The sequence below is a fragment of the Streptococcus sp. 'group B' genome, from assembly GCF_002073795.1.
In the GTDB taxonomy this organism is placed as follows: Bacteria; Bacillota; Bacilli; order Lactobacillales; family Streptococcaceae; genus Streptococcus; species Streptococcus agalactiae.
The window spans coordinates 1,031,504-1,053,694 of the sequence record NZ_CP020432.1 but is presented as its reverse complement, the minus strand read 5'-3'; the positions used below and the strand labels follow the sequence as shown (position 1 = coordinate 1,053,694).

22 protein-coding genes and 1 riboswitch are annotated in these 22,191 nt (G+C 36.2%); of the genes, 8 read left to right on the top strand and 14 right to left on the bottom strand.

The genetic code is table 11. The features are described from left to right. Nucleotides 1–20 precede the first annotated feature (20 nt). From A6J68_RS11500 to A6J68_RS05755, 3 genes are all read right to left on the bottom strand, one after another. Complete coding sequence (locus tag A6J68_RS11500; RefSeq protein WP_180947200.1) at nucleotides 21–188, bottom strand: hypothetical protein; 168 nt, start codon at nucleotides 186–188, stop codon at nucleotides 21–23. 17 nt (nucleotides 189–205) lie between these two features. Then, the gene (locus A6J68_RS05760) at nucleotides 206–1,153 is read right to left on the bottom strand and encodes a phage major capsid protein (protein WP_070469374.1); all 948 of its coding nucleotides are present in this window, start codon (nucleotides 1,151–1,153) and stop codon (nucleotides 206–208) included. A 418-nt stretch (nucleotides 1,154–1,571) separates the two neighbouring features. Beyond that, the gene (locus A6J68_RS05755; RefSeq protein ID WP_004121944.1) at nucleotides 1,572–3,896 is read right to left on the bottom strand and encodes a phage/plasmid primase, P4 family; all 2,325 of its coding nucleotides are present in this window, start codon (nucleotides 3,894–3,896) and stop codon (nucleotides 1,572–1,574) included. Nucleotides 3,897–4,207: 311 nt separating this feature from the next. Between A6J68_RS05755 and A6J68_RS05745 the strand changes: the two genes are divergently transcribed. Next, nucleotides 4,208–4,420 (top strand): helix-turn-helix domain-containing protein, encoded by a 213-nt coding sequence (locus tag A6J68_RS05745; RefSeq protein WP_004121956.1) that lies wholly within the window; start codon nucleotides 4,208–4,210, stop codon nucleotides 4,418–4,420. After that, complete coding sequence (locus tag A6J68_RS05740; RefSeq protein ID WP_004121959.1) at nucleotides 4,420–4,710, top strand: DUF5960 family protein; 291 nt, start codon at nucleotides 4,420–4,422, stop codon at nucleotides 4,708–4,710. The genes A6J68_RS05745 and A6J68_RS05740 overlap by 1 nt, the downstream gene beginning before the upstream one ends. Nucleotides 4,711–4,827: 117 nt before the next feature. On the opposite strand, the gene msr(D) is transcribed toward A6J68_RS05740, so the two are convergent. From msr(D) to A6J68_RS05725, 3 genes are all read right to left on the bottom strand, one after another. Further along, entirely contained in the window at nucleotides 4,828–6,291 is a 1,464-nt protein-coding gene (gene msr(D), locus A6J68_RS05735) for an ABC-F type ribosomal protection protein Msr(D) (protein WP_000420313.1), read from the bottom strand. A gap of 119 nt (nucleotides 6,292–6,410) precedes the next feature. Next, nucleotides 6,411–7,628: a macrolide efflux MFS transporter Mef(A) gene (mef(A), locus tag A6J68_RS05730; protein ID WP_000417519.1), complete on the bottom strand. Its 1,218-nt coding sequence runs from the start codon at nucleotides 7,626–7,628 to the stop codon at nucleotides 6,411–6,413. Between the two features lie 385 nt (nucleotides 7,629–8,013). Beyond that, a complete protein-coding gene (locus A6J68_RS05725; protein ID WP_000873143.1) occupies nucleotides 8,014–8,184 on the bottom strand; it encodes a hypothetical protein in 171 nt (56 codons plus the stop codon). 581 nt (nucleotides 8,185–8,765) lie between these two features. Between A6J68_RS05725 and A6J68_RS05720 the strand changes: the two genes are divergently transcribed. Both A6J68_RS05720 and A6J68_RS05715 read left to right on the top strand, forming a co-directional pair. Beyond that, entirely contained in the window at nucleotides 8,766–10,712 is a 1,947-nt protein-coding gene (locus A6J68_RS05720) for a type I restriction enzyme endonuclease domain-containing protein (protein ID WP_225791482.1), read from the top strand. A gap of 92 nt (nucleotides 10,713–10,804) precedes the next feature. Continuing rightward, complete coding sequence (locus A6J68_RS05715; RefSeq protein WP_004122116.1) at nucleotides 10,805–11,701, top strand: hypothetical protein; 897 nt, start codon at nucleotides 10,805–10,807, stop codon at nucleotides 11,699–11,701. A gap of 168 nt (nucleotides 11,702–11,869) precedes the next feature. On the opposite strand, the gene ptsP is transcribed toward A6J68_RS05715, so the two are convergent. Both ptsP and A6J68_RS05705 read right to left on the bottom strand, forming a co-directional pair. Further along, nucleotides 11,870–13,603, bottom strand: a complete 1,734-nt coding sequence (gene ptsP / locus A6J68_RS05710; protein WP_000138153.1) for a phosphoenolpyruvate--protein phosphotransferase — start codon at nucleotides 13,601–13,603, stop codon at nucleotides 11,870–11,872. Between the two features lie 4 nt (nucleotides 13,604–13,607). After that, complete coding sequence (locus A6J68_RS05705; protein WP_000146945.1) at nucleotides 13,608–13,871, bottom strand: phosphocarrier protein HPr; 264 nt, start codon at nucleotides 13,869–13,871, stop codon at nucleotides 13,608–13,610. A gap of 382 nt (nucleotides 13,872–14,253) precedes the next feature. On the opposite strand from A6J68_RS05705, the gene A6J68_RS05700 reads away from it, so the two are divergent. The 4 genes from A6J68_RS05700 (at nucleotide 14,254) to thiT (ending at nucleotide 18,680) form a co-directional block, all read left to right on the top strand. Continuing rightward, a complete protein-coding gene (locus A6J68_RS05700; protein ID WP_000719060.1) occupies nucleotides 14,254–14,478 on the top strand; it encodes a redoxin NrdH in 225 nt (74 codons plus the stop codon). Nucleotides 14,479–14,555: 77 nt separating this feature from the next. Further along, on the top strand, nucleotides 14,556–16,715 hold the full coding sequence (gene nrdE, locus A6J68_RS05695) for a class 1b ribonucleoside-diphosphate reductase subunit alpha (RefSeq protein ID WP_000053864.1): 2,160 nt from the start codon (nucleotides 14,556–14,558) through the stop codon (nucleotides 16,713–16,715). A gap of 202 nt (nucleotides 16,716–16,917) precedes the next feature. Further along, nucleotides 16,918–17,877 (top strand): class 1b ribonucleoside-diphosphate reductase subunit beta, encoded by a 960-nt coding sequence (nrdF, locus tag A6J68_RS05690; protein WP_000214845.1) that lies wholly within the window; start codon nucleotides 16,918–16,920, stop codon nucleotides 17,875–17,877. A gap of 84 nt (nucleotides 17,878–17,961) precedes the next feature. Beyond that, a riboswitch (TPP riboswitch) is annotated at nucleotides 17,962–18,060 on the top strand. Between the two features lie 56 nt (nucleotides 18,061–18,116). Further along, nucleotides 18,117–18,680 carry an energy-coupled thiamine transporter ThiT gene (gene thiT / locus A6J68_RS05685; protein WP_000042136.1) on the top strand — a complete coding sequence of 188 codons (564 nt, stop codon included), beginning with the start codon at nucleotides 18,117–18,119 and terminating at the stop codon, nucleotides 18,678–18,680. Between the two features lie 84 nt (nucleotides 18,681–18,764). On the opposite strand, the gene A6J68_RS05680 is transcribed toward thiT, so the two are convergent. The 6 genes from A6J68_RS05680 to A6J68_RS05655 all read right to left on the bottom strand — a co-directional run bounded on the left by A6J68_RS05680 (nucleotide 18,765) and on the right by A6J68_RS05655 (nucleotide 22,122). Further along, the gene (locus A6J68_RS05680) at nucleotides 18,765–19,523 is read right to left on the bottom strand and encodes a DUF3169 family protein (RefSeq protein WP_000787658.1); all 759 of its coding nucleotides are present in this window, start codon (nucleotides 19,521–19,523) and stop codon (nucleotides 18,765–18,767) included. A gap of 2 nt (nucleotides 19,524–19,525) precedes the next feature. Further along, nucleotides 19,526–19,741, bottom strand: a complete 216-nt coding sequence (locus A6J68_RS05675) for a helix-turn-helix transcriptional regulator (RefSeq protein WP_000522958.1) — start codon at nucleotides 19,739–19,741, stop codon at nucleotides 19,526–19,528. Between the two features lie 44 nt (nucleotides 19,742–19,785). Beyond that, nucleotides 19,786–20,079, bottom strand: coding sequence for a hypothetical protein (locus tag A6J68_RS05670; RefSeq protein WP_000245555.1), 294 nt, complete (start codon nucleotides 20,077–20,079; stop codon nucleotides 19,786–19,788). 31 nt (nucleotides 20,080–20,110) lie between these two features. Continuing rightward, on the bottom strand, nucleotides 20,111–20,299 hold the full coding sequence (locus tag A6J68_RS05665; RefSeq protein ID WP_000711348.1) for a hypothetical protein: 189 nt from the start codon (nucleotides 20,297–20,299) through the stop codon (nucleotides 20,111–20,113). Between the two features lie 200 nt (nucleotides 20,300–20,499). Beyond that, nucleotides 20,500–21,318: a glycosyltransferase family 8 protein gene (locus tag A6J68_RS05660; RefSeq protein ID WP_001050371.1), complete on the bottom strand. Its 819-nt coding sequence runs from the start codon at nucleotides 21,316–21,318 to the stop codon at nucleotides 20,500–20,502. 87 nt (nucleotides 21,319–21,405) lie between these two features. Then, a complete protein-coding gene (locus tag A6J68_RS05655) occupies nucleotides 21,406–22,122 on the bottom strand; it encodes a DUF554 domain-containing protein (protein WP_000232927.1) in 717 nt (238 codons plus the stop codon). Between the last annotated feature and the right edge of the window lie 69 nt (nucleotides 22,123–22,191).

The following is a 22,191-nucleotide window of genomic DNA, read 5'->3' as shown; positions in this document are numbered from 1 at the left end:
ATAACTCAGAATTTATCAAGTTATTTAGCTTCTATTACATGGTTTAAATTGCTTAAAATAAGGTGTTTGATTAGGTCTTTGACACCTTTCTTAGCACTCTTGCTTTCAAGAGAGTGAACCGTAAATTCAGTATTTCCGATTCTTAACACTTCGGTTTTTACCGGTGTATCCTTAATTTGTTCATCCATGCATTTTGACCTCTTTTTTAAGAAAGTTGCAATACTTTAATTGCTTCAGGATGTACCAGTTTCCCATCCAAATACTCAAAAGAGAGGTAACCTATCTGGTCTATAAGAGAAAATATTTCGTTTAGAACCTTGATGGTTGGGTTATGGCGTTCGATAATCCAATAGTTGGAAAAATCACCAAAGGCGATAACTTTCGCTCCCTTTTGAGAAGAAGGCATGGCATTGTCAATGACCACAGGTCTGCCCATTAAGTTGCCATCAAAATCAGATAGGATGTATGATCCGGTAGTGTCCTTTAAGGTTTGAAGATAAAGAGCAGTTTCATCATTCATAAGCCACGTGGCATTTTCTCGATACTTACTATCTAGCGAGAAGAATAAACGTTTGATGGCATCTGCGGAAATCTCTTTTGCTTGCACAGCAACCTCAGCACCTGATGTATCTGATAAAATTCCTGTCGGTTTAGTTATTCCATCACCATTTATAAAAGCTTCTGACTCACTCAATATGAATTGCTTTGTCAATTCGCTTGTTATGAACTCTTCGATATCAAAGTCAAGGTCAGCTGCAAAATCCGTACCCAAACGAATGAGGTTAACTAGGGTATACTCCGTTACATCAATACGCTTAAAACCATCTTTAATAGGCATATACGTCATGATGCTTGTGTCATAATCTTTCATCCATTTGGTGAACGGTGAGGCTTCATAGATGAACAATTTACTTGCTTGGGAGTGTGCTTTTACCACTGTACACAGTTTTCTAAGATTACTTTTGTTTGCAAGTTTTGCTTCGAGTTTTGCTAGAGAAGAAGTCGGCAAATCATATGCACCTGTATGAATGTGGCGCAGTTTTCCTGCAATATTGTTCGCATTACCATTTGCGTCGCGCAGTACGTTCCAAAACGTGTTGTGGTAGTCCTGACTTGCTAGTTTCATTTCTTTTTCAATATCTCTGTTAATCATAATTGTTAGTTCCTTTCATTACTGTTTTCTGCAATTACTGCAGTAATTTGCTTGATTTTGCCCATTTACCCTTTTGAATTCGCTGTTTTTGCACGCAAGACCCTGCGCCCGTTCCCGAAGGGGTACTCTTTAGAGATTTGACCCCCCCTAGGGGGTTAGGTTCAGAAAGTAGTATGCGAATAAATTTCTAACAGCACAGTACCTAGGCAGGTTTTCTTTCTTCAATGTTGTCAAAAAGCTGAAATCATTTCAGTATTTTGATTTGTGCATGATAGTATTTCTTCTTCATGTTCAACACAGGTTTGCGATACGAATTACGCAATCATAGGCACCACCTCCTTAAACGTGGCATGATGTGGCAGTTAAATTTCGTTATTGCCTTATAGGGTTATATGGGGATATAGGTTATTAACTGCCACTAGTTGCCACTTAAAAAATCGCTAAACTCACTTTTAAGCCTGTAGCCTTTAAGAAGCGTGGTTTTTTCTCCGCCTGTCTTGGGACGCTTTCTTACAACCTCGGCAAATTTTCTTAATTCCTGATTGAAGTTTCTGCTGTTCTCAGAAAAACAGCCGTTATCAATGCACCACTTCTTGTAGTGGTCGTATACAACTGCCGTTCGAATCTCAGAGCTCTGGTCTTTAACGAGTACATCTTCAGCAAACTGTGCCATCTTGTCACTGTCGTGGGCATAACTAAAAATGGCATCAAGAACGCTATTAGGCGGCTTAAAGCCTTCATCTCGGAGGTGGGTAAAGCCTTCAAGAAGCCAGTTTAAAATGGCACTTTGCACCTCTTTTTTAGAAAACTCCGCCTTTAAGGTTTTATCCTGTTCCCACGCTTCAAAATGCCTGTTAAAGGGAATAATCTGCATGCGGTCGCTACTAAACACTGTCATATCGCTGATGACGGGCAGATAATTGGTGTTCACGTACAGTTTGAACTGTGGTTTAAAGTCAAAACTGTTCTCATGCAGGAATCGAGCGTTTAAGGTATCACTTCCCGTCATGTATTTAACTTGGGCTGAATTAAGGAATAGTCCTCGGCTCGGCTCAGATATATTGGCAAAGCGAACACCGGCAAGGCGTGCTACATCCTCGGTCGGCTGTGAGCTATTAGGGTTCTTCTTTAGAGCAATGGTTTCCGCGCGTACCGCTTTTCCGTAATCGCCCATCACAGACAGAACGCTTTCCATGAGTGTGCCTTTACCGTTTCTTGTGCTTTCTCCAAAAAGAAAGAACATGCACTCATAGCGTGTATCACCGCTTAACGCATAGCCTAATGACTTTTGAAGATACAAGGCTTTCTCACAATCTCCGCTCATAATTTCATCGACAAACTGGCGAAAACGTTCACTTCTTGCCTTCGGGTCATAAAACACAGGTGATACTTTGGTAATAAGATCTGTTGCTAAGTGCTTGCGAAATACACCGTGCTGAAGGTCTAAAGTTCCGTTTTGGCAGTTAAATAGATAAATGTTCTTATCGAACGCTTCCATCGAAATGGGGTAAACGCTTTGAGCTTCCTTGATATAAATCTCACGGTTACGACGGCTGCTCCATTTGTTCCAATACTCAACAAGCATGGAACGGGTTCTCTCGTCTTTAATGACACCAGCATAACGTATAAGAGAAAGAGCTAAATCCTTGCATAGTTCCATCGTTTTAAGCGTTCCAATATCGCAAGTCCAACGTACACCATCGAAGATGAACCACATTTTGCGCTCCGGTACATAGTGCAGAATGTTTTGGAAAATATCAGCAAACAATCTGCCATTACCTAAATCACCGTTGCGATATCGTATATTTTCATCAGGCTTTAGTTCCTGTAATTTAGATAAGAGATCATCAAAGTCTTCCTCAGCACTTGCATTATGGAAAGGCTCATAGAAGGTATGACATTTAGAAACAGCTTTCTGAATGGTTGTGTTGCCATAAGTATCCGCGCCACGGTGTTCATCCCACTTAGGACGGAATAAAGCAGACTTACGAAAAAGTCGGTCTATTTGCTCCTTGTTACCGCCACAGTAAAAGGCAAGAATAGACACAAGCGCGGCATCTGCTTCGCTATGAGAAGGGTAAGCCGAAATGTCACCATGCCAAAGTGCTGTAAATTTAGCTCCATTTATGGCGTTGCCAGCTTTTTCAATAACAGATGTATCGCTTAAATATGACCTTGTACACGCGTTATTTTCTTTTTCATGAGTGTTTATGTTTCGCTTCATGTACGTGTCTAAAAGCCACATGATGGCTTCATCGTCTTCTAAAAGCTCGCCTTCCTGATACACGTCGCCCGTAACTGTTAGATAGCGATTCGTAGCTAGAGCGCTGTAAACCTCAATATCCCCATGCTTGATGTAATAAGACTTTTTATCGTATGCGCCGTTAAACAGAAGCAAGATATGAAAGCCATGCTTACTTGGGCTGTATTCGATATAAGCGTGCTTGAAATGGGCAATAATCTCTTTTGCCCAGTCTTTAATGATGCCATTATCGATGCAGTGGTCTAAATCGATGCCTAAGAGGTTATCAACAAGCTTTATACCAATTCCGTCGTATTGGTCTTTTACTTTCATGGCATCATCAAGCGAGGTGAAATCGCTTAAGTTGTCTGTAGCTGCTTTCTTTCCCGTTATGGGGTTATAAGGCGGCTTAGTGAGCCTACCGTTTTCTTGCTGCTCGTACTTCCATGAACAAAAGATATTCTTGTTCTTTAGTGCTTTTGGCAGTTTCTCTAGATCCATATTTGATCCTCCTTTTCTAGAAGGCTTATCCCTTCTACATCACAGGCAAAAGAAAAAGCCGACTTTTTAACCTGTCTTAAAAAGTTTTTTTGGTCTTCTACTTGGTAGCCATGAAAGAGGGTGTAATCTGACGGTTTTAGAAAAAATTTTTGACAATAAAAATCTCCTAAGCATTCATTAGGCATTTGCCTTGAATGAATAGCAAAGGAGACTTTTTTAATCTGCTATATTCCGGAGTGGCTAGCTCTTTATATCGTTGATATACTCACAGAATCGTGATAATATTTAACTATTAAAATAAGGAGGGAATTATGGCTGTTAGTTATAAAAAACTATTACATCGCATGATTGAAGAAGATATTTCCAATCAGGACTTAATGAGAATGAGCAATATTTCCGCCAACATTATTACGAAACTACGCACTGGGCAATATATATCACTGGAAAAAGTGGAAGGTATCTGCACAGCTTTACACTGCACGCCCAACGATATTTTGGAATTTATAGCGGAGGATGAAAAGTAATGGCTAATAATCAAAAACTGGAACTTACGTGGCTTGGTAAGGATAAAGAAATCAAAATAGAGCCTAGGATTCTAGTTGAGGATAAAGAAAAATCAAACTGCAAAAATGATCCTAATACAGAAAACATGCTCATACATGGAGATAACCTACTCGCACTAAAAGCGTTAGAAAACAAATATGCAGGTAACCGCGATCACTTCTTCATATTTGAAGTAAGTACCGTAGATGAGAATCCGCTAATCTATCATTATACATATAAGAAAACTACAATATATTTAGCAGAAAAATAGGAGCAGTTCAATTGACTGTTCCTATTTTTAATATTCATAAAATCTAAAGTCTTTATACTCTTTAACAATGGAGTCGCCAACCAGAACAGACTATACTGACCAGCGACTACCTTAAATTTAATGTTTCAGATTTATTTTCTTATCTCTAATTTCATAAACTACATCTGCTACATTTTCGAGTAATCGTTTATCGTGGGTGATAAACACGATAGTTCCGGTGTACTCCTTCATTAGTATTTCCAAAGCCTCTAAACTTGGTATGTCAAGGAAGTTACTGGGTTCATCCATTATTAGGATGTTATATCTACCCATGAGCATTTTAGCAAGCAACAATTTTATAATTTCTCCACCGCTTAAAACAGATAAACTTTTTCCAATATCGTTCTGTTTGAACCCCATAGATGCTAGCACTGAACGAATTTCTGATATATTGTAGTCACAATCCTTCTGCATAAACTCCATAACATTCTGATTACTGTTGTACTTGTAACCATTCTGTGCAAAGTAACCTATTTTTGCCTTAGGCGAAATAGAAATTCCTTCTTCATGGTTTAAGATCATTTGGATTAAAGTTGTTTTTCCGATTCCATTACCACCAGTTAACGCCACTTTTGCTCCTAACGGAATTTGAAAAGATGCATTTTCAAACAGAGCCTTATCCCCAAATACTTTATTAATTTCTGCACCGACTATAGGGTATGGATTATGGAGCTCCAATGCTTTACTTTGCCTGAAACGAATTCTGCGAATGCCTTCCGGAGCTTCTACTTTTCCTAAGGCCGCAATCCTGTGCTCTAGGGTTTTAGCAGCATTATACATCTTTTTTTCCTTACTTCCTATTGATTTTTGATGAGCTAAACGCCCTCCGTCTTCAGTACTTTTTTTCTTTGAAGAACCTTTTGCCTTCTGTTCTATTTTACGAGCCTGTTTTCGCTTTTCCTCCGCAGCCCTTTCCAATCGGGCACGTTCCGCAATAAATTGTTCGTATTCTGCAGCTTGGCTCTTACGTTCTTCCTCTTTCTGACGAAGATAATCAGAATAGTTTCCCCAATACTCAGTGATTTTGCCATCTTTCAGTTCCCATATTTTATCTACTATTTCATCAAGAAAATAGCGGTCATGGCTAATAACTAACAGTGCACCTGTAAAATATTTTAGCTGTCCTATTAGAAAATCAATTCCTTCACGGTCTAAATGGCTCGTAGGTTCATCCGCTAAAATACCATGAACCTGTGCCGATAAGGCCTGTGCTATTTTAAGCCTTGTTTCTTCACCACCGCTCATAGTCTGTATATTTAATTGCTCAACACCTAGCTTGCCTACAAGTGCAAAATCTTTTTCCTCCTGCAGAGTTACTTCGTCCAACTGGGGAATATAGGCAAGTTCACCCAGACGATTCATTTTACATCCTGGGGGAGTTAATTCTCCTAAAAGTACCCTGAGTAAAGTGCTTTTTCCAGCACCATTTGCTCCTACTAAACCAATACGGTCATAATCATATACTTCTAATTCATTTATATCTAAAACATCGCGTCCTTTGAATTCCACACGAATGTCTTTTGCTTTTAATATTAATTCCATAACATTTCCTCCTGTCTATAATCGCATGCTTTCATTTGCTTGTATGCAGGGAAAACCCTGCGATTTTAGCAGGAAGAGTTACATGAAAATAAGATACATAAATATTCCTCCAATATTGTTTATTTTAAATCTAATTTTCTAACCTCAGTTATCATTTGGCAAACTATAGCAATGCCAATAATTAAAATACCTGATAGTAAAAACCAATGATTTACACCGATTTTATCAGCAAAGAATCCAGAAAGAATTAACCCAATTGGCATAGCAAGTGACATGATACTTCCGATCAAAGAAAATACACGTCCTAAATATTCAGGCTTAATTTTCTCCTGAAAAAGAGCTGTTTGCACACCGCTATAAAATGGCACCGAAAGCCCCATTATTGCACAGCAAACTACGAATATTACAAATCCATTTGGAGGAAGTATTCCCGAAACGGCTAAACTGGTCCCCATTATAAAAAATGAACTTGTTATTAGTAATACATGCTTTTCGAAGCCCCCTAATCTTCCTAATAATAAGCCTCCTGCTAGCATCCCAAATGCAAAGGAAATTTCCGTAATAGAAATATGCACAGGCGTTCCATTAAAGTGTTCCATGCTTATTAAAGGAAATAGTGCATTGATTGGCATATAAACAAAAGTATATAGTGTTCCTAAGAGTAATAAGGCAAACAATCCTTTGTTTTGTCTCAGAACCACAACTCCTTCTTTCATCTCCCTTATGAAATTTGGTTCTAAACTTTGCACTTGATTACCCAGCTTAGGTATACGTACAATTGCTACCGTAATAGATGCAATCACAGCACCCAATACGTCGATGGCAATAATAGCATTTAAATCCCAAACGGAGTATAAGAGTGCTGCAACTGCCGGACTAACAATATAGCTTATAGACTGCAAAGACTGACTATAGCCTGCGCATTTCGTTAGCTGTTCTTCTGGTACTAAAAGTGGTGTAACCGCATTGAGTGCTGGGGTATGAAAAGCTGTTCCAATGCTACGGATAAACAATACTATCATAATCATCCAGACAGGTAGCTCCATACAGAATGCAACAATAGCAAGCACTGCACCAGCTGCTGCGATAATTAAATCGGCACCAATCATTATCTTCTTCCTATCATGACGATCCACTAGCACACCAATGGCAGGTCCCAAAATCGCATAGGGTAAAAAACCTACTAATGAAGCCATAGACAAGACCATCGCAGATCCTGTTTTTTCTGTAAGGTAAAAAATAATCGCCATTTGCAGGATGGCACTAGTGATTAATGATACTGCTTGCCCTGCCCATATTGCATAAAATTTTCGTTTCCAATTGTTGTATTTTTCCATTTATATTATCTCCTGCATATTATTTTGCTTGAATTTCTATTTTGAATAGCATTCTAGGCAATAAAAAATGCAGGCCAAACCCCACAATGTGGCTTTTGGTCTGCATACATACAATTTGGAAACATTCATATTAAAGACATAGTTAAATAAAGGTATAGTTAAATAACCAATATCCTCACCGTAACTAATGAATGCTCAATATCGTATAAATAAGCACAACAAAAAAGCCTATCATCGGGTATAGATTCTGCTTTTTTTATTGCCAGCTTATCTTAAACGCATTGAGGCTGTCATAGTTTCGGTTCCTCCTACATCTTTGTTTATATCAATTTATAGTATAACACAACAAGATGATATGTTCAATATAAAAGTTATGGAATGAGACTCATACTTCCAATTCGATGCCAGATTTAAAGGATATGACGAAGTTTTCTTCATAGACTGTAACGCTCTGGATTATCTTCCTTAGTAGCAAGCGATTAGCTTTCACAAAATCTTCTGTTTGTAGTTTTAAAAATTCATCAGGATTTTCTAACTCAACCTCAAAATATTTCATTTTACATTCCCTCATTTCATTTATTGATAAATTGAGTTTGCAAAAAAGAGTGGACAATTTTTGTCTACTCTTAACCTTTAAAATAGTTTTTTTTTTAATCGATTTGAAGTTGCCTAAATTATTACTTATTCGGTAAAATGAAGTATTGCTTTCAACAGATTTCCTTCAACTACACTTCACTTGATTCAAACAAGGTGGGTACATTTCTATTCCCACAAACTCCTTGTCAATGGAAACAAACACGTACCCACAGGGTAAATGGAAATAGAAACTGATAATTTCTAGCTATCACTTCTACTCATTCCAAAAATTTTCTCACTCTGATACTTACCCACCATAAAGCAAAAAGCCTTGCAATCAAGGCTTTCATTATCCCTTTCGTTCAAAGGTTTCTAAGCTTTTACGAGCAGAGCGACACACTCAGCGGTTCGCTATCTCCGTTCTGTCTGCGTGCTAGCACTTGTCAATCACGGACAGCTATCGCATGGGCGGAAGTAAATGCTAATCTTCGTCGTTTTACTCCTTGACTAGCAAACTTACCGCCTCAACATGCTACGTTTGTAGGTTTCACAGGAACTCCTATTGCCGAAACATATCAGACCTTTGGTCAGGAAATTGATAGATACACTATGGATCAGGCGGTCGCAGATGGACTAACTGTTTCTATTAAGTATCATCCTCGTATTGCCAAGGTGTTACTTGATAAGACCAAAGCTAAAGAAATTGAAAATTACTATAAAAAGTGTGCCGATGATGGTGCAACGTATGATGATATTGAAGCCAGTAAACGTGCAATGAGTTCTATGGAAGTTATCCTTGGCGAGCCTTCTCGCTTGGAGAGGCTTGCTATAGATATTCATGACCATTATATTTCATCTTGTGATAGTGACCCAGATAGAATTCAGAAAGCAATGATTGTCTGCTCTAGCAGAAAAATTGCATATTCACTTCTTTTGAAATTCAAGGATAAATATCCGGAATGGTTTGAAGAAAAGAAAACTCCTGACGGAGTTACTGCAACAGATGAAGAACTTAAAGAATTAAAGCCTATGCCATTTATGGCTATGGTATCGAGTGTTGGAAGTAATGATGAAGCTGAGATGTATAACTATCTTGGTGGAGTTAAAAATGATAAACGTTGCGAAGAACTGGATGCAGCCTTTAAACAGGAAAAGTCTAATTTCCATATTGTTATCGTAGTTGATATGTGGATTACGGGATTTGATGTTCCGTCACTTACATATTTATATAACGATAAGCCTTTGAAGAAGCACTTGCTGATTCAAACTATCAGTCGTGTAAACAGAAAATATCCCGGCAAAGAATATGGTATGGTTATCGACTATATTGGCATTCGCGATAATATGCGTGAGGCCATGAAGGTTTACGGTGGTGATACATCAGTTGCTCCCACATCGGATGACGTTGAGCAGGCTACCTCTGCATTCAGGGAGGAGATTGAAATACTTAAAGCACTGTTTACAGATTATGACTTAGCTCCATTCCTTAATACGAAATGTGACCCTGTTGAAAGATATAAATTACTTTCCAAAGCGGCTGAGTATGTCTTTACATCAGCACAGGTCTTGCAGACAGAAGGAAACGGAAAAACTAATCAGGTCTCATTTAAGACATATTTCTTAAAGTCTGTTAAGAGAATGAGAAGTGCTTTTGATATTTGCCAACCTTCTGGAAATCTGGGCGAAGAAGAATCTGCGCTTGCACAGTGCTTTATGGCTATAGCAGGCTTCGTTCGTAAAATGAGTGGAACCAGCGATGTTGATGCTGAAACTATGAATCTTGTGGTATCAAAGATGGTTGAAGAGGCATTAAAATACAATAAGGTAGAAAGTGTTCTTGAAAGTGGCGAGGAAGAAGATATCTTCTCTCCTGAATACTTTGAAAAATTATCAGATGTAGAAATGCCTGCTACAAAGTTAGAATTACTTATCAAAATGCTCCGTAAGCAAATAAAGGAATATGGCAGGGTTAACCAATTAGCAGCGAAATCTTTCCAAGAAATGATTGAAAAGACTATTGATGAGTACCATGAAAGACGTAAGCACCTTACTGCTGAAGAAGCCGGGGCAACACAGGAAGCTGCCTCAGAAGATATTATTAAGGCTGCAACTGAACAAGCTTTAGTGATACTTCGTCAGATGAACGAAAATCGTGAGAGTTTCCGTAAAATAGGATTAACCTTTGAAGAAAAGGCATTCTATGATATTTTGATTGCTCTTCGTGACCAGTATAAGTTTGAATATGGCATTGACAAAGAAGTTAACGGTGTTGTGATAAACGATAAATGCAAGACACTTGCTAAAAAAGTTAAGGAAATAATAGATACCGAGTCTTCATTTGTGGACTGGCTCAACAATCAGAATGTGCGTAATCAGTTAAAATTGAAGATAAAGATTTGTTTGGTTAAGAACGGCTATCCGCCACAGTATAGTCCTGAAGTGTTCACAAAGGTGATGGAGCAGGTAGAAAATTTTGAGGAGCATTCTGAAACAACTTCAGAAAGTTAGATTATTCCTTTTCCTTATTGCTTCTATGTGAAGAACTATGATGTTTGCTGAGAATAGTGCCCTATATGGTAGAAAGAAGGATGGTGAATAACATGGGAAGTATTGTTTTAGAATTACAGAATGAAATTGTGTCATCAAATTGCGATGTTGTTAATATATTACGCAAAGCACATTTGATTGCATCAAAATTAAAGCTTGCTGATTTTGATCAATGGATTCAACACGAATTAAATGGTTATCCTGACCCAGAATCTTGCCCTGAGTATAGAAAGGTTCGTGGAAGTTTAAAAACTTTCAATCCTTATCGCGGTTGGATTCCAACCTCAATACAGGATAATGAATACGAAAAAAAGATTTGTGAAAGAAAGTTAGTAAATTCAATTTCTGAAATCATTTCTTTATGTCAGTCCTCAGGAAATGTATTAACTTTAGATTTTTCAGGCGAACAACTTGCATTGTTTGATAAAATGGCTGATTCGCTACTTCCAATGGATTATGCATTACATGTACCTACAACTGCAGTTAAAGACATTGAAGAAAAAGTCAAAAATACTATTTTAGAATGGACATTGAAATTAGAATCGGAAGGTATTGTAGGGGAAAATATGGTTTTCTCTGAGACTGAAAAAGAATCCGCAGTGAACATGCCGCAAACCGTGAATAATTATTACGGGAATACAAGTGTGATCAATTCGCCATCCGATAATGTACAGATAGTGTCTGGAAGTGAGAATACAGTTACATTTTCCTATGATAAAGTTAAGGATGTAGTTGATGCCGTTGAAAAAAGTATTAGTGAATCTGATTTATCAAAAGAGGATATAGAAACCGCAACAGAATTATTAGCTGACATCAAATTAAAAATTGAAGAAGAGAAGAAACCGCATATTTTAAAATCAGCATTGGTTGGACTAAAAGACTTTTTAATTAATACAGGTGCCAGCGTTACTGCAGTGTTAATACAAGCTCAAATACAAGGTTTGTTCTAAAAATCTCAAATACTATTTCGGTATCTGAGTATAAGAAAACGGCCACACAGAGTATCTCTACTCTTGTATGGTCGTTTTATTTCTTATGTTCCCGCTTAAAGGCTTTCAGTTGGTTTTCTTTTAATCCCTTACTGAACACTCCTTTTAATCCCTACTTTTTTATTATTCTCAGTCAAAGTCAACGTATTCTTTTTGAAGTTCGATAACTTCTTCCATAGTTGAACACTCTGAAAGAGCACGATTAGCGTATTCTTCCATTTTAGCTGTGTCCAATTTTTTCATTAAGCTACGTGTACGAAGTACTGAGGTTGCTGACATTGAGAATTCATCCAATCCCATACCAACAAGAAGTGGAACCGCAGTTTGATCACCGGCCATCTCACCACACATACCTGCCCATTTACCTTCAGCATGAGCAGCTTTGATAACGTTGTTAATCAAACGAAGGATTGATGGATTGTATGGTTGATAGAGGTATGAAACTTGCTCATTCATACGGTCCGCAGCCATTGTGTATTGGATAAGATCATTAGTACCAATTGAGAAGAAATCAACTTCTTTTGCAAATTGGTCTGCAAGCATAGCTGCCGCTGGGATTTCAATCATAATACCAACTTCAATGCCTTCAGCTACTGCTACACCGTCAGCTAACAAGTTCGCTTTCTCTTCTTCAAATATAGCTTTAGCAGCACGGAATTCTTTAAGCAAAGCAACCATTGGGAACATGATGCGTAGCTGTCCATGAACTGAAGCACGAAGAAGTGCTCGGATTTGTGTGCGGAACATTGCATCACCAGTTTCAGAAATTGAAATACGCAATGCACGGAATCCTAAGAATGGGTTCATCTCTTTTGGAAGATCAAAGTAAGGAAGCTCTTTATCTCCACCGATATCCATTGTACGAACAACAACTGGTTTACCATTCATACCCTCAAGAACTGCTTTATATGCTTCATATTGCTCATCTTCTGTTGGGAAATCTTGTGAATCCATATATAAGAACTCTGTACGGTAAAGACCAACTGCTTCTGCTCCATTTTCGTTAACACCCTCAACATCTTTAGGTGTACCGATATTAGCAGCTAATTCAAAATGTTTACCATCAGCAGTAACTGTTTGTGCATCCTTAAGAAGTGCCCATTCAGCTTTTTGCTTGGCATAAGCTTCACCTGCTGCCTTGAAGGCTGAAATTTGAGCTTCAGTTGGTTCAATGATAACTTCACCAGTAATACCATTAACAGCAATCAACTGACCATCTTGAACACGTTCAGTAATATCATTTGTACCAAGAACAGCTGCGATTTCGAGTGTACGTGCCATAATAGCTGAGTGACTTGTACGCCCTCCAATATTTGTTACAAAAGCTTTAACAAATTGTTTATTTAATTGAGCTGTATCAGAAGGTGTCAAATCGTGTGCAATAACGATTGATTCTTCATTGATAGTTGCCGGGTTTGGTAATTTAACACCCAAAAGATGTGCTAAGACACGTTTGGCAACATCACGGATATCTGCTGCACGTTCTTGCATGTATGGGTTATCTTCCATACCTTCAAAGATAGTGATGAACATATCAGTCACTTCTTTAAGACCTGTTTCTGCATTTACTTGTTTTGCACGAATAGTCTCTTTAATTTGATTAATCATTTCTGGGTCAGAAAGAACCATTAAATGAGCATCAAATACAGCTGCGGCTTCTTCGCCTAAGCTTTCTACTGCCTTCTCACGGATAACAGAAAGCTCGTCTTGTGAAGCTTGGAGTGCAACATCAAGGCGAGCTTCTTCTGCGTTTGTATCTTCGACTGTTACAGTCTCAAATGACAAATCCGGTTGGACAAGTAGATATGCTTTAGCAACTGCAACACCATCAGAGGCTGCGATTCCTTTAAGCATTTCTGTCATTTTCTTATGCCAATCCTTCTTTTGTCATTGTTTCTTCGATAGCTGCAATTGCATCATCTGCATCTGCACCTTCTGCTGAAATAGTAACATCAGCACCTTGACCAACACCAAGACTCATAACACCCATGATTGATTTAAGGTTTACTGCTTTACCTTTGTAATCAAGCGTGATGTCTGAAGCAAATTTGCTAGCTGTTTGGACAAGCAAAGTAGCTGGACGTGCGTGAATACCTGTTTCTGCAACAATGTGGAAATCTTTTGAAGCCATATTATGGTTCTCCTTTTGTCATTTGTAAATATTTGAGTCACCTATTGGTAACCCTTACAAGTTAAAAGTATAACATATTGCTTTTTATTTTTCAAGATTAAATGTCTCAAACAGAAAAAAACTTGAATGTTTTCCACAGCTTTTCATATTAAAAATGAGAGTCTTAGAATTTAAAAATAGAATTCTAAAAATGATTTTTTTATGTTCTTCTGAAAGGAATTGGAAAACAGGCTGAAAGCTTTTAAACTAACCCTAAAAACGAAATATAGTGTCTCATTTTATTTTAAGACACTATATATTGTGTTTTGTTAGAAATAAAACACTTGCTTTTTCCATTCTTTTTTTATATGCTATTACCATGAAAAAAAATTAGGAGGACAACATGGCAGCTATTACTGTTTTTTCGAAAAACAACTGTATGCAATGTAAAATGACTAAGAAATTTCTTGACCAGCACGGCGCTGATTTTGAAGAAATTAATATTGATGAAAAACCAGAAAAAATTGAATATGTGAAAAATCTCGGCTTTTCTGCGGCTCCAGTGATTGAAGCTGGTAATGTTGTTTTTTCAGGTTTCCAACCAAGCAAACTAAAAGAACTTGTTTAAGCAAATTAGAGTCTGGGAATAAAGCAATTAATTGCTTTATTCCCATTTTGTATTGTTAAGTTAAGAGGATAAATTCAATGAGTTTAAAAAATATTGGCGATGTATCTTACTTTCGCCTAAATAATGAAATTAACCGTCCTGTTAATGGACAAATCCCACTCCATAAAGATAAAGAAGCCTTAACTGCTTTTTTCAAAGAAAACGTACAGCCTAATTCAAAAGCTTTTGACTCAATCACTGATAAAATTGCTTACCTCCTTAAGTATGATTATCTTGAAGAAGCTTTCCTCAATAAATATCGTCCTGAATTTATTGAAGAATTATCTACCAAACTCTTCGATAAAAAGTTTCGTTTTAAATCCTTCATGGCAGCCTATAAGTTTTATCAGCAGTATGCATTAAAAACAAATGATGGAGAATACTATTTAGAAAGTATTGAAGATCGCGTTCTCTTTAACGCTCTTTATTTTGCAGACGGTGATGAAGAACTAGCAACTGACTTAGCTCTAGAAATGATTTCACAACGCTATCAACCTGCAACACCAAGTTTTTTAAATGCTGGTCGAAGTCGTCGCGGAGAATTAGTCTCATGTTTCTTAATCCAAGTAACTGATGATATGAATGCTATTGGTCGTTCGATTAATTCAGCTCTTCAATTATCTCGTATTGGTGGTGGGGTTGGAATATCACTTAGTAACCTTCGTGAGGCTGGAGCTCCTATCAAAGGTTTTGCTGGTGCTGCTTCTGGAGTCGTTCCAGTCATGAAATTATTTGAAGACAGTTTTTCTTACTCCAACCAACTTGGACAACGCCAAGGTGCTGGAGTTGTTTACCTTGACGTTTTCCATCCAGATATTATTTCATTCCTATCAACTAAAAAAGAAAATGCTGATGAAAAAGTACGTGTTAAAACATTGTCATTAGGGATTACTGTACCCGATAAATTCTATGAACTAGCACGTAACAATCAAGAAATGTACTTGTTTAGTCCTTATAGTATCGAACGTGAATATGGTGTTCCTTTCAGCTATATTGATATTACCGAAAAATATGATGAATTAGTCGCTAACCCTAATATCACTAAAACAAAAATCAATGCTCGTGATTTAGAAACAGAGATTTCTAAACTTCAACAAGAATCTGGTTATCCTTACATCATCAATATTGACACTGCTAATCGTACTAATCCTGTTGACGGAAAAATTATTATGTCAAATCTTTGCTCTGAGATTTTGCAAGTACAAAAACCAAGTCTTATCAATGATGCTCAAGAATACCTTGAAATGGGAACTGATATTTCTTGTAACCTTGGCTCAACTAATGTTTTAAATATGATGACATCTCCTGATTTTGGAAAATCAATTAAAACAATGACTCGTGCTCTAACTTTCGTTACTGACTCATCAAATATTGAAGCTGTTCCAACTATTAAGAACGGAAATGCTCAAGCACATACATTTGGACTTGGAGCAATGGGACTCCACTCCTATTTGGCAAAAAATCATATCGAATATGGTAGTCCAGAATCAATTGAATTTACTGATATTTATTTCATGCTAATGAACTACTGGACCTTAGTAGAATCAAACAATATTGCCCGCGAACGTCAAACAACATTTGTAGGTTTTGAAAAATCAAAATACGCTGACGGTACATACTTTGATAAATATGTATCTGGAAAATTTGTTCCACAATCTGACAAAGTAAAATCCCTATTTACTAATCATTTTATCCCCGAAGCTAAAGATTGGGAAAACCTTAGATACGCAGTTATGAAAGACGGACTATATCATCAAAATCGGCTTGCAGTTGCTCCGAATGGTTCTATTTCGTATATCAACGATTGTTCAGCATCTATCCACCCTATTACACAACGTATTGAAGAGCGTCAAGAGAAAAAAATCGGGAAAATTTATTATCCAGCTAATGGCTTAGCTACAGATACTATCCCTTATTACACTTCTGCCTATGATATGGATATGCGTAAAGTAATAGACGTCTATGCCGCAGCAACTGAGCACGTAGACCAAGGTCTCTCAATGACACTCTTTTTACGAAGCGAATTACCAAAGGAGTTGTACGAGTGGAAAACAGAAAGTAAGCAGACTACTCGCGACCTTTCAATCCTACGTAACTATGCTTTCAACAAAGGTGTGAAATCAATCTACTATATCCGTACTTTTACAGATGATAGTAGCGAAGTCGGAGCTAATCAATGCGAAAGTTGTGTCATCTAACGAAGAAACTCTACTTAAAACATCAGAAACTAGACTGAGATAAACTATCTCAGTTTCATGATGTTATCTTATTTTCTAAGGTATTTTCATCTTTATTTTTCTAAAAATCGATAATACTTGAAATATTGCTAGATCAGAATTCTATATTCTACTCTTCTTCCATCATCATTATATAAAAACCTATTTACCATTGGAGAAAACCATGACAACTTACTACGAAGCTATAAACTGGAACGAAATTGAAGATGTTATTGATAAATCAACTTGGGAAAAACTAACCGAACAATTTTGGCTCGATACACGTATCCCTTTATCAAATGACTTAGACGATTGGCGCAAACTTTCCGCTCAAGAAAAAGATCTTGTTGGCAAGGTTTTTGGAGGCTTAACCCTACTTGATACCATGCAATCAGAAACTGGTGTTGAAGCTATTCGTGCCGATGTTCGCACGCCTCACGAAGAAGCTGTCTTAAACAATATTCAATTCATGGAATCTGTTCACGCTAAATCTTATTCTTCAATTTTCTCAACTTTAAATACTAAATCAGAAATTGAAGAAATTTTCGAGTGGACTAATAATAATGAGTTCCTTCAAGAAAAAGCACGTATTATCAATGACATTTATGCTAATGGAAATGCCCTTCAAAAAAAGGTGGCTTCCACCTACCTCGAAACTTTCCTTTTTTATTCTGGCTTTTTCACACCTCTTTACTATTTGGGAAATAATAAGTTAGCAAATGTTGCTGAAATCATTAAATTAATTATTCGTGATGAATCTGTACATGGTACTTATATCGGTTACAAATTCCAGCTTGGTTTTAACGAATTACCAGAAGATGAGCAAGAGAATTTTCGTGATTGGATGTATGACCTCCTTTATCAGCTGTATGAAAACGAAGAAAAATACACCAAGACACTTTATGATGGCGTAGGATGGACTGAAGAAGTTATGACCTTTTTACGCTACAATGCTAATAAAGCTCTTATGAATTTAGGACAAGATCCTTTATTCCCAGATACAGCAAATGATGTCAACCCAATTGTTATGAATGGTATTTCAACAGGAACATCAAACCATGACTTCTTCTCTCAAGTAGGTAATGGTTACCTACTTGGTAGCGTTGAAGCTATGCATGATGATGACTATAACTATGGATTATAAGAAAAAGACACTGATTTAGTGTCTTTTTCTAGTTAAATACAAATTTCTTGACAAGCAAACCCTTTCAAGATAGAATGTTAGAGTAAATACACAAGGGAGTGCCTTGAGCTGAGATTGCAGATATGCAAAATCCTCTAACCTGATCTCGTTAGGACGAGCGTAGGAATTGTGGTTTGAATTGGTTAAACATGACAAATGACAAAAGAATCTCCTTTGCTGTATAAAAAAGGAGATTTTTTATGTCAAAAAATAACAACACTACCTGTCTTATTGAAACTGCTATTTTTGCAGCGCTTGCTATGGCTTTATCAATGATTCCTGATTTTGCGTCATGGTTCACTCCCTCTTTTGGAGCAATTCCTCTGATACTTTTTGCATTACGTCGTGGTACAAAATACGGTCTATTTGCTGGCTTAATTTGGGGCTTATTGCACTTTGTTCTTTCCAAAGTATATTACCTTAGTTTATCCCAAGTTTTTATAGAATACATCTTAGCATTTATAAGTATGGGACTTGCAGGCGTATTTTCTGCTAAATTTAAAGATGCACTTAGCAGCAGCTCTAAAACTAAAGCTTTATCATTAGCATTATCTGGAGCAATATTAGCAACATTTGTTCGTTATGTTTGGCATTATATCGCTGGTGTTATTTTTTGGGCTAGTTATGCACCAAAAGGTATGTCTGCTACATTATACTCATTAAGCGTCAATGGTACTGCTGGTTTGTTAACTCTATTTTTTGTAGTCATTAGTATTATTATTTTAGTTATCAGCTACCCTAGCTTCTTTTTACCTAAGAAATAGAAAAAATAAAAGGACTGATTTTCAGAGAATCAATCCTTTTATTTTACACTAATATAAGTTTTTTGATAAAAAATCTAGCTACTACTATCTATAAAAATGACGTGCTGCTTTTAAAGACTTAATGAGAATGTAGATATGAATAGATGTTGTTATAATAATTGCTACAATCTCCACTTTTTGAAAAACAAATGAGATAAAGAATAATACAAAATAGATCGTAGGGAAAATAAAACCACTTAAATTCATGACAATATCAAAACACATCTTATAATTTGATTCCAACTCTGCTTCGTCCAATTGTAAGACATTGTTTTTCAACTCTTTTAAAGTTGGAGCGACTGTCATTTTTATACCTCGGATATTCCGATATACCTTTAAAAAATATATATGTAAACCCAATAAAACAAATAACAGTGATAAATCATATATTGGAATAACTAAAGTAACTGAATCATCAAAAATATTTAGTTTATAGTTAAATAAAGTATTAAATATACTGAGTACTATTGAAATTGACACAAAAGTCATCCCATAAGAATGTCTTAAATTAATCTGGCGATAAATTTCTTCAGATTGACTTTCATCAACATTGAAAAAAACTTTCTGATATTTTTGAATCTGATAGAGGTAGATGAGACTAAAGAGAGCTGTTATAATTACAACAATACGACTAACCCATAGGAAATATTGAACAATATTAATTTCAGATAAGTACTTATCTTGACCAAATATGTTAAAAAGAGCTCCTACGGAACCAAGTATGGCCCCTATAAAACCACCAATTAAAAGACTTTTGATAATTCGAACAAATGTAGTATCACTTTGTTTTATAAAATTTTTCATCGTTATTCCTCCGTTGACACTAAACTAAAAACATTCTCTAGGGATTCTTTAAATACTTGAGAAATCTTCATAGCAATAATAACAGATGGCGTATATTCTCCGCGTTCAATTAGGCTAATTGTTTGTCTTGAGACTCCCGTTAATTTGGCGAGTTCTGTTTGATTGATACCATCTCGTGCACGCAATTCTTTGAGCCTGTTTTTTAAAATTAATCCCATCATTTTTCTCCTTTATAAAATGATATATAGATTTATTCCTCACTCTATTTATTGACTGGACGCAATTCCTTGATATCATGAATACGGAGAATACGTACCTCCTCTTTACTTCGTTTCAAGTTGCGACGAATCTGTACCCAATCCTCATCTACCTTTAAAATCTCATAAGGATGCGTTTGAAAACCATCCTCTAAATAAATCATACATGTGCTTCCTACTAAATCTTGAATCATTTGTGACATAAGTGTTTTTCCTCCCTGATTTATTTTTTCTAATTGTTTACCCCTACGACTGAGTGCCTTTTGCTCTTTAGGTACACCAATATACGTCATGACCATAAAAAGCCATTAAGCCAAAAATTCCATCTATCTACTCCCTTTCTTTTTGCAAACAAAACTCAAGCCCTGCAATTGATGCTACCAACACACAAAATACAATTTCATTTATTTCTATTATATCAAGCATATCAAGAACAAGATTACTTACCATACATAAGCAAACTAGGGTTTCCATAACTCTTGCAACCATCCGACCTGTAATAATAAATTCCTTTTTCATTTGAGTAACTCCTAAAACCATTATGCTTTTGAAACAATGATTAATTTGATTGTTCAATGATTAAGTGATTTTAACACGCTCCTCCTTTGATATTATTTTTCTTTTTTATAAATAATTATTAGCAAAGATTATTGATATCATTAAAATATCACCCCAAAAAAAGTTACTAAATAGAAATAATTTAGTAACCTTTTAAATCTTCAATTTTTAGTTAAAGCCTCTTTAGCCATAAACTTATAAAGGCCCGAGTAACGTCCTCTATAATCTTTTTTCCATGGTTTATCTCGTCCTGCAAAATGTAAAAAAACAGTATGGTTAATAACCCACTCTAAATCCCATTCATTGCGACTTTTTAATTGATAAATAAGACTATACCTAGCATCATAATTATAAATTTCATCAGGTATTGGTTTAACCAAATTAGCGTATAAGCCATTTAAGATATCCTGATCTGGTAAGATTAGACGACCACGGTTTTGCATTATGTAATCTAAGATAGTTTGTTGATGAACAACTTTTCGTATAGCAGGCAAGTTCATCAAGAGTACCCCTGTATTGAAATAAGAGGATTCTAGCTCTACATTTTTTAACCGTAATTTATTGACATAATCTAGAAACTTACCATCAGTATTATGACTTGCCGCTGCATATAGTTGATCACCTAACTCCATGTCATATAAACTTGAGAAATCATTTAAGCAAAGCATATCTGCATCTAAATAAAGTATCCTATCTAAGGTCTCAGGTAAAAATTTATGAGCCAAAAGTCGATAATATATTGTATCTGGATAGCGATCAGTTGTAGGTGCCTGAGCAAATACTTCGGTACCTACAATTATTGGATGATAGCCAACTTCTAAATTTTGAGTATATTGAATAAGTTCTGTATGACGTTTGAGTAATGTTTTTTGTAAGACATATATCTCTAACTTACGATTCTTGGTTTGTCGGACAAGCGAATAAAGCATCACTTTAAAATGATCTACGTACATATCATCAATAGAAAATAATAGATTCATGAGTTGGATCCTCTCCGTAGTATATCTTCTTTCATCCTAACATATGTCTAAAGAAAAACCAAGTTTGAGTTAAAACTTGGTTATCTTTTATATAAAACTTCCCCATAATATAGCTAAAATAATTGCTGGCAACATATTGATAACTTTAATATTTAGGTTAAAGAGTAAATTAACACCGACACAGAATATAAGCATATTTCCTACTAAGTTAAGGTAATCTAAAGATGATGGATTAAGTAGGCTCCCCATGAAAAAAGCAACAATCGTAAGGCTACCTTGTAGTAAAGCGACAGGAAGTGCAGAAAATAGAGCCCCTTTCCCTAAAGACACTGTCATAATTGCAATAATAATCATGTCTAACATTCCCTTAGCAAATAAAATCGAATGATCTGCTGCTATACCATCTTGAATGCTACCAACAACGGCCATTGCTCCAATACAAACAGTACAAGTTGAGGTGACGAATGCTTCCACAAATTTAATATCGTTACCACTTCCTGTTTTTTGCTTAAGATAGTCCCCAAATCTATCAATATACGAATCTAGTGATAGCAACTCTCCAAGTACCGTACCTAGAGCAAGAGTAATAATCATCATATTTGTATGATTAGAGATGAGATGTGACTTTTCGACTAACATCATTTTCTCCAAAACACCTGATATTGAAATAAATAAAACTGCGACTCCCATGGCTTGCATGAGGCTCTTTTGAAGTGATTCTTTCAAAAAATTTTTCAAAAATAAACCTACAAAGCCTCCAACTATAATAAGAATAACATTGATAACTGTTCCTAAACCAACCATATTTCTCCTATATACACAAAGGAACAGAACGATGTTCTGCCCTTTGCCTGTTTTATTTACTAACTAAAT

Bases quoted from the DNA above. Each gene is read 5' to 3' on its own strand.
- nrdE (WP_000053864.1), top strand. From the start codon at position 14,556: ATGAGTTTAAAAAATATTGGCGATGTATCTTACTTTCGCCTAAATAAT.
- A6J68_RS05725 (WP_000873143.1), bottom strand. From the start codon at position 8,184: ATGAAATATTTTGAGGTTGAGTTAGAAAATCCTGATGAATTTTTAAAA.
- thiT (WP_000042136.1), top strand. From the start codon at position 18,117: ATGTCAAAAAATAACAACACTACCTGTCTTATTGAAACTGCTATTTTT.
- A6J68_RS05715 (WP_004122116.1), top strand. From the start codon at position 10,805: ATGGGAAGTATTGTTTTAGAATTACAGAATGAAATTGTGTCATCAAAT.
- A6J68_RS05700 (WP_000719060.1), top strand. From the start codon at position 14,254: ATGGCAGCTATTACTGTTTTTTCGAAAAACAACTGTATGCAATGTAAA.
- A6J68_RS05665 (WP_000711348.1), bottom strand. From the start codon at position 20,299: ATGAAAAAGGAATTTATTATTACAGGTCGGATGGTTGCAAGAGTTATG.
- A6J68_RS05680 (WP_000787658.1), bottom strand. From the start codon at position 19,523: ATGAAAAATTTTATAAAACAAAGTGATACTACATTTGTTCGAATTATC.
- A6J68_RS05745 (WP_004121956.1), top strand. From the start codon at position 4,208: ATGGCTGTTAGTTATAAAAAACTATTACATCGCATGATTGAAGAAGAT.
- nrdF (WP_000214845.1), top strand. From the start codon at position 16,918: ATGACAACTTACTACGAAGCTATAAACTGGAACGAAATTGAAGATGTT.
- A6J68_RS05760 (WP_070469374.1), bottom strand. From the start codon at position 1,153: ATGATTAACAGAGATATTGAAAAAGAAATGAAACTAGCAAGTCAGGAC.
- A6J68_RS05675 (WP_000522958.1), bottom strand. From the start codon at position 19,741: ATGGGATTAATTTTAAAAAACAGGCTCAAAGAATTGCGTGCACGAGAT.
- ptsP (WP_000138153.1), bottom strand. From the start codon at position 13,603: ATGACAGAAATGCTTAAAGGAATCGCAGCCTCTGATGGTGTTGCAGTT.
- A6J68_RS05660 (WP_001050371.1), bottom strand. From the start codon at position 21,318: ATGAATCTATTATTTTCTATTGATGATATGTACGTAGATCATTTTAAA.
- A6J68_RS05705 (WP_000146945.1), bottom strand. From the start codon at position 13,871: ATGGCTTCAAAAGATTTCCACATTGTTGCAGAAACAGGTATTCACGCA.
- A6J68_RS05740 (WP_004121959.1), top strand. From the start codon at position 4,420: ATGGCTAATAATCAAAAACTGGAACTTACGTGGCTTGGTAAGGATAAA.
- A6J68_RS11500 (WP_180947200.1), bottom strand. From the start codon at position 188: ATGGATGAACAAATTAAGGATACACCGGTAAAAACCGAAGTGTTAAGA.
- A6J68_RS05755 (WP_004121944.1), bottom strand. From the start codon at position 3,896: ATGGATCTAGAGAAACTGCCAAAAGCACTAAAGAACAAGAATATCTTT.
- A6J68_RS05670 (WP_000245555.1), bottom strand. From the start codon at position 20,079: ATGGTCATGACGTATATTGGTGTACCTAAAGAGCAAAAGGCACTCAGT.
- A6J68_RS05655 (WP_000232927.1), bottom strand. From the start codon at position 22,122: ATGGTTGGTTTAGGAACAGTTATCAATGTTATTCTTATTATAGTTGGA.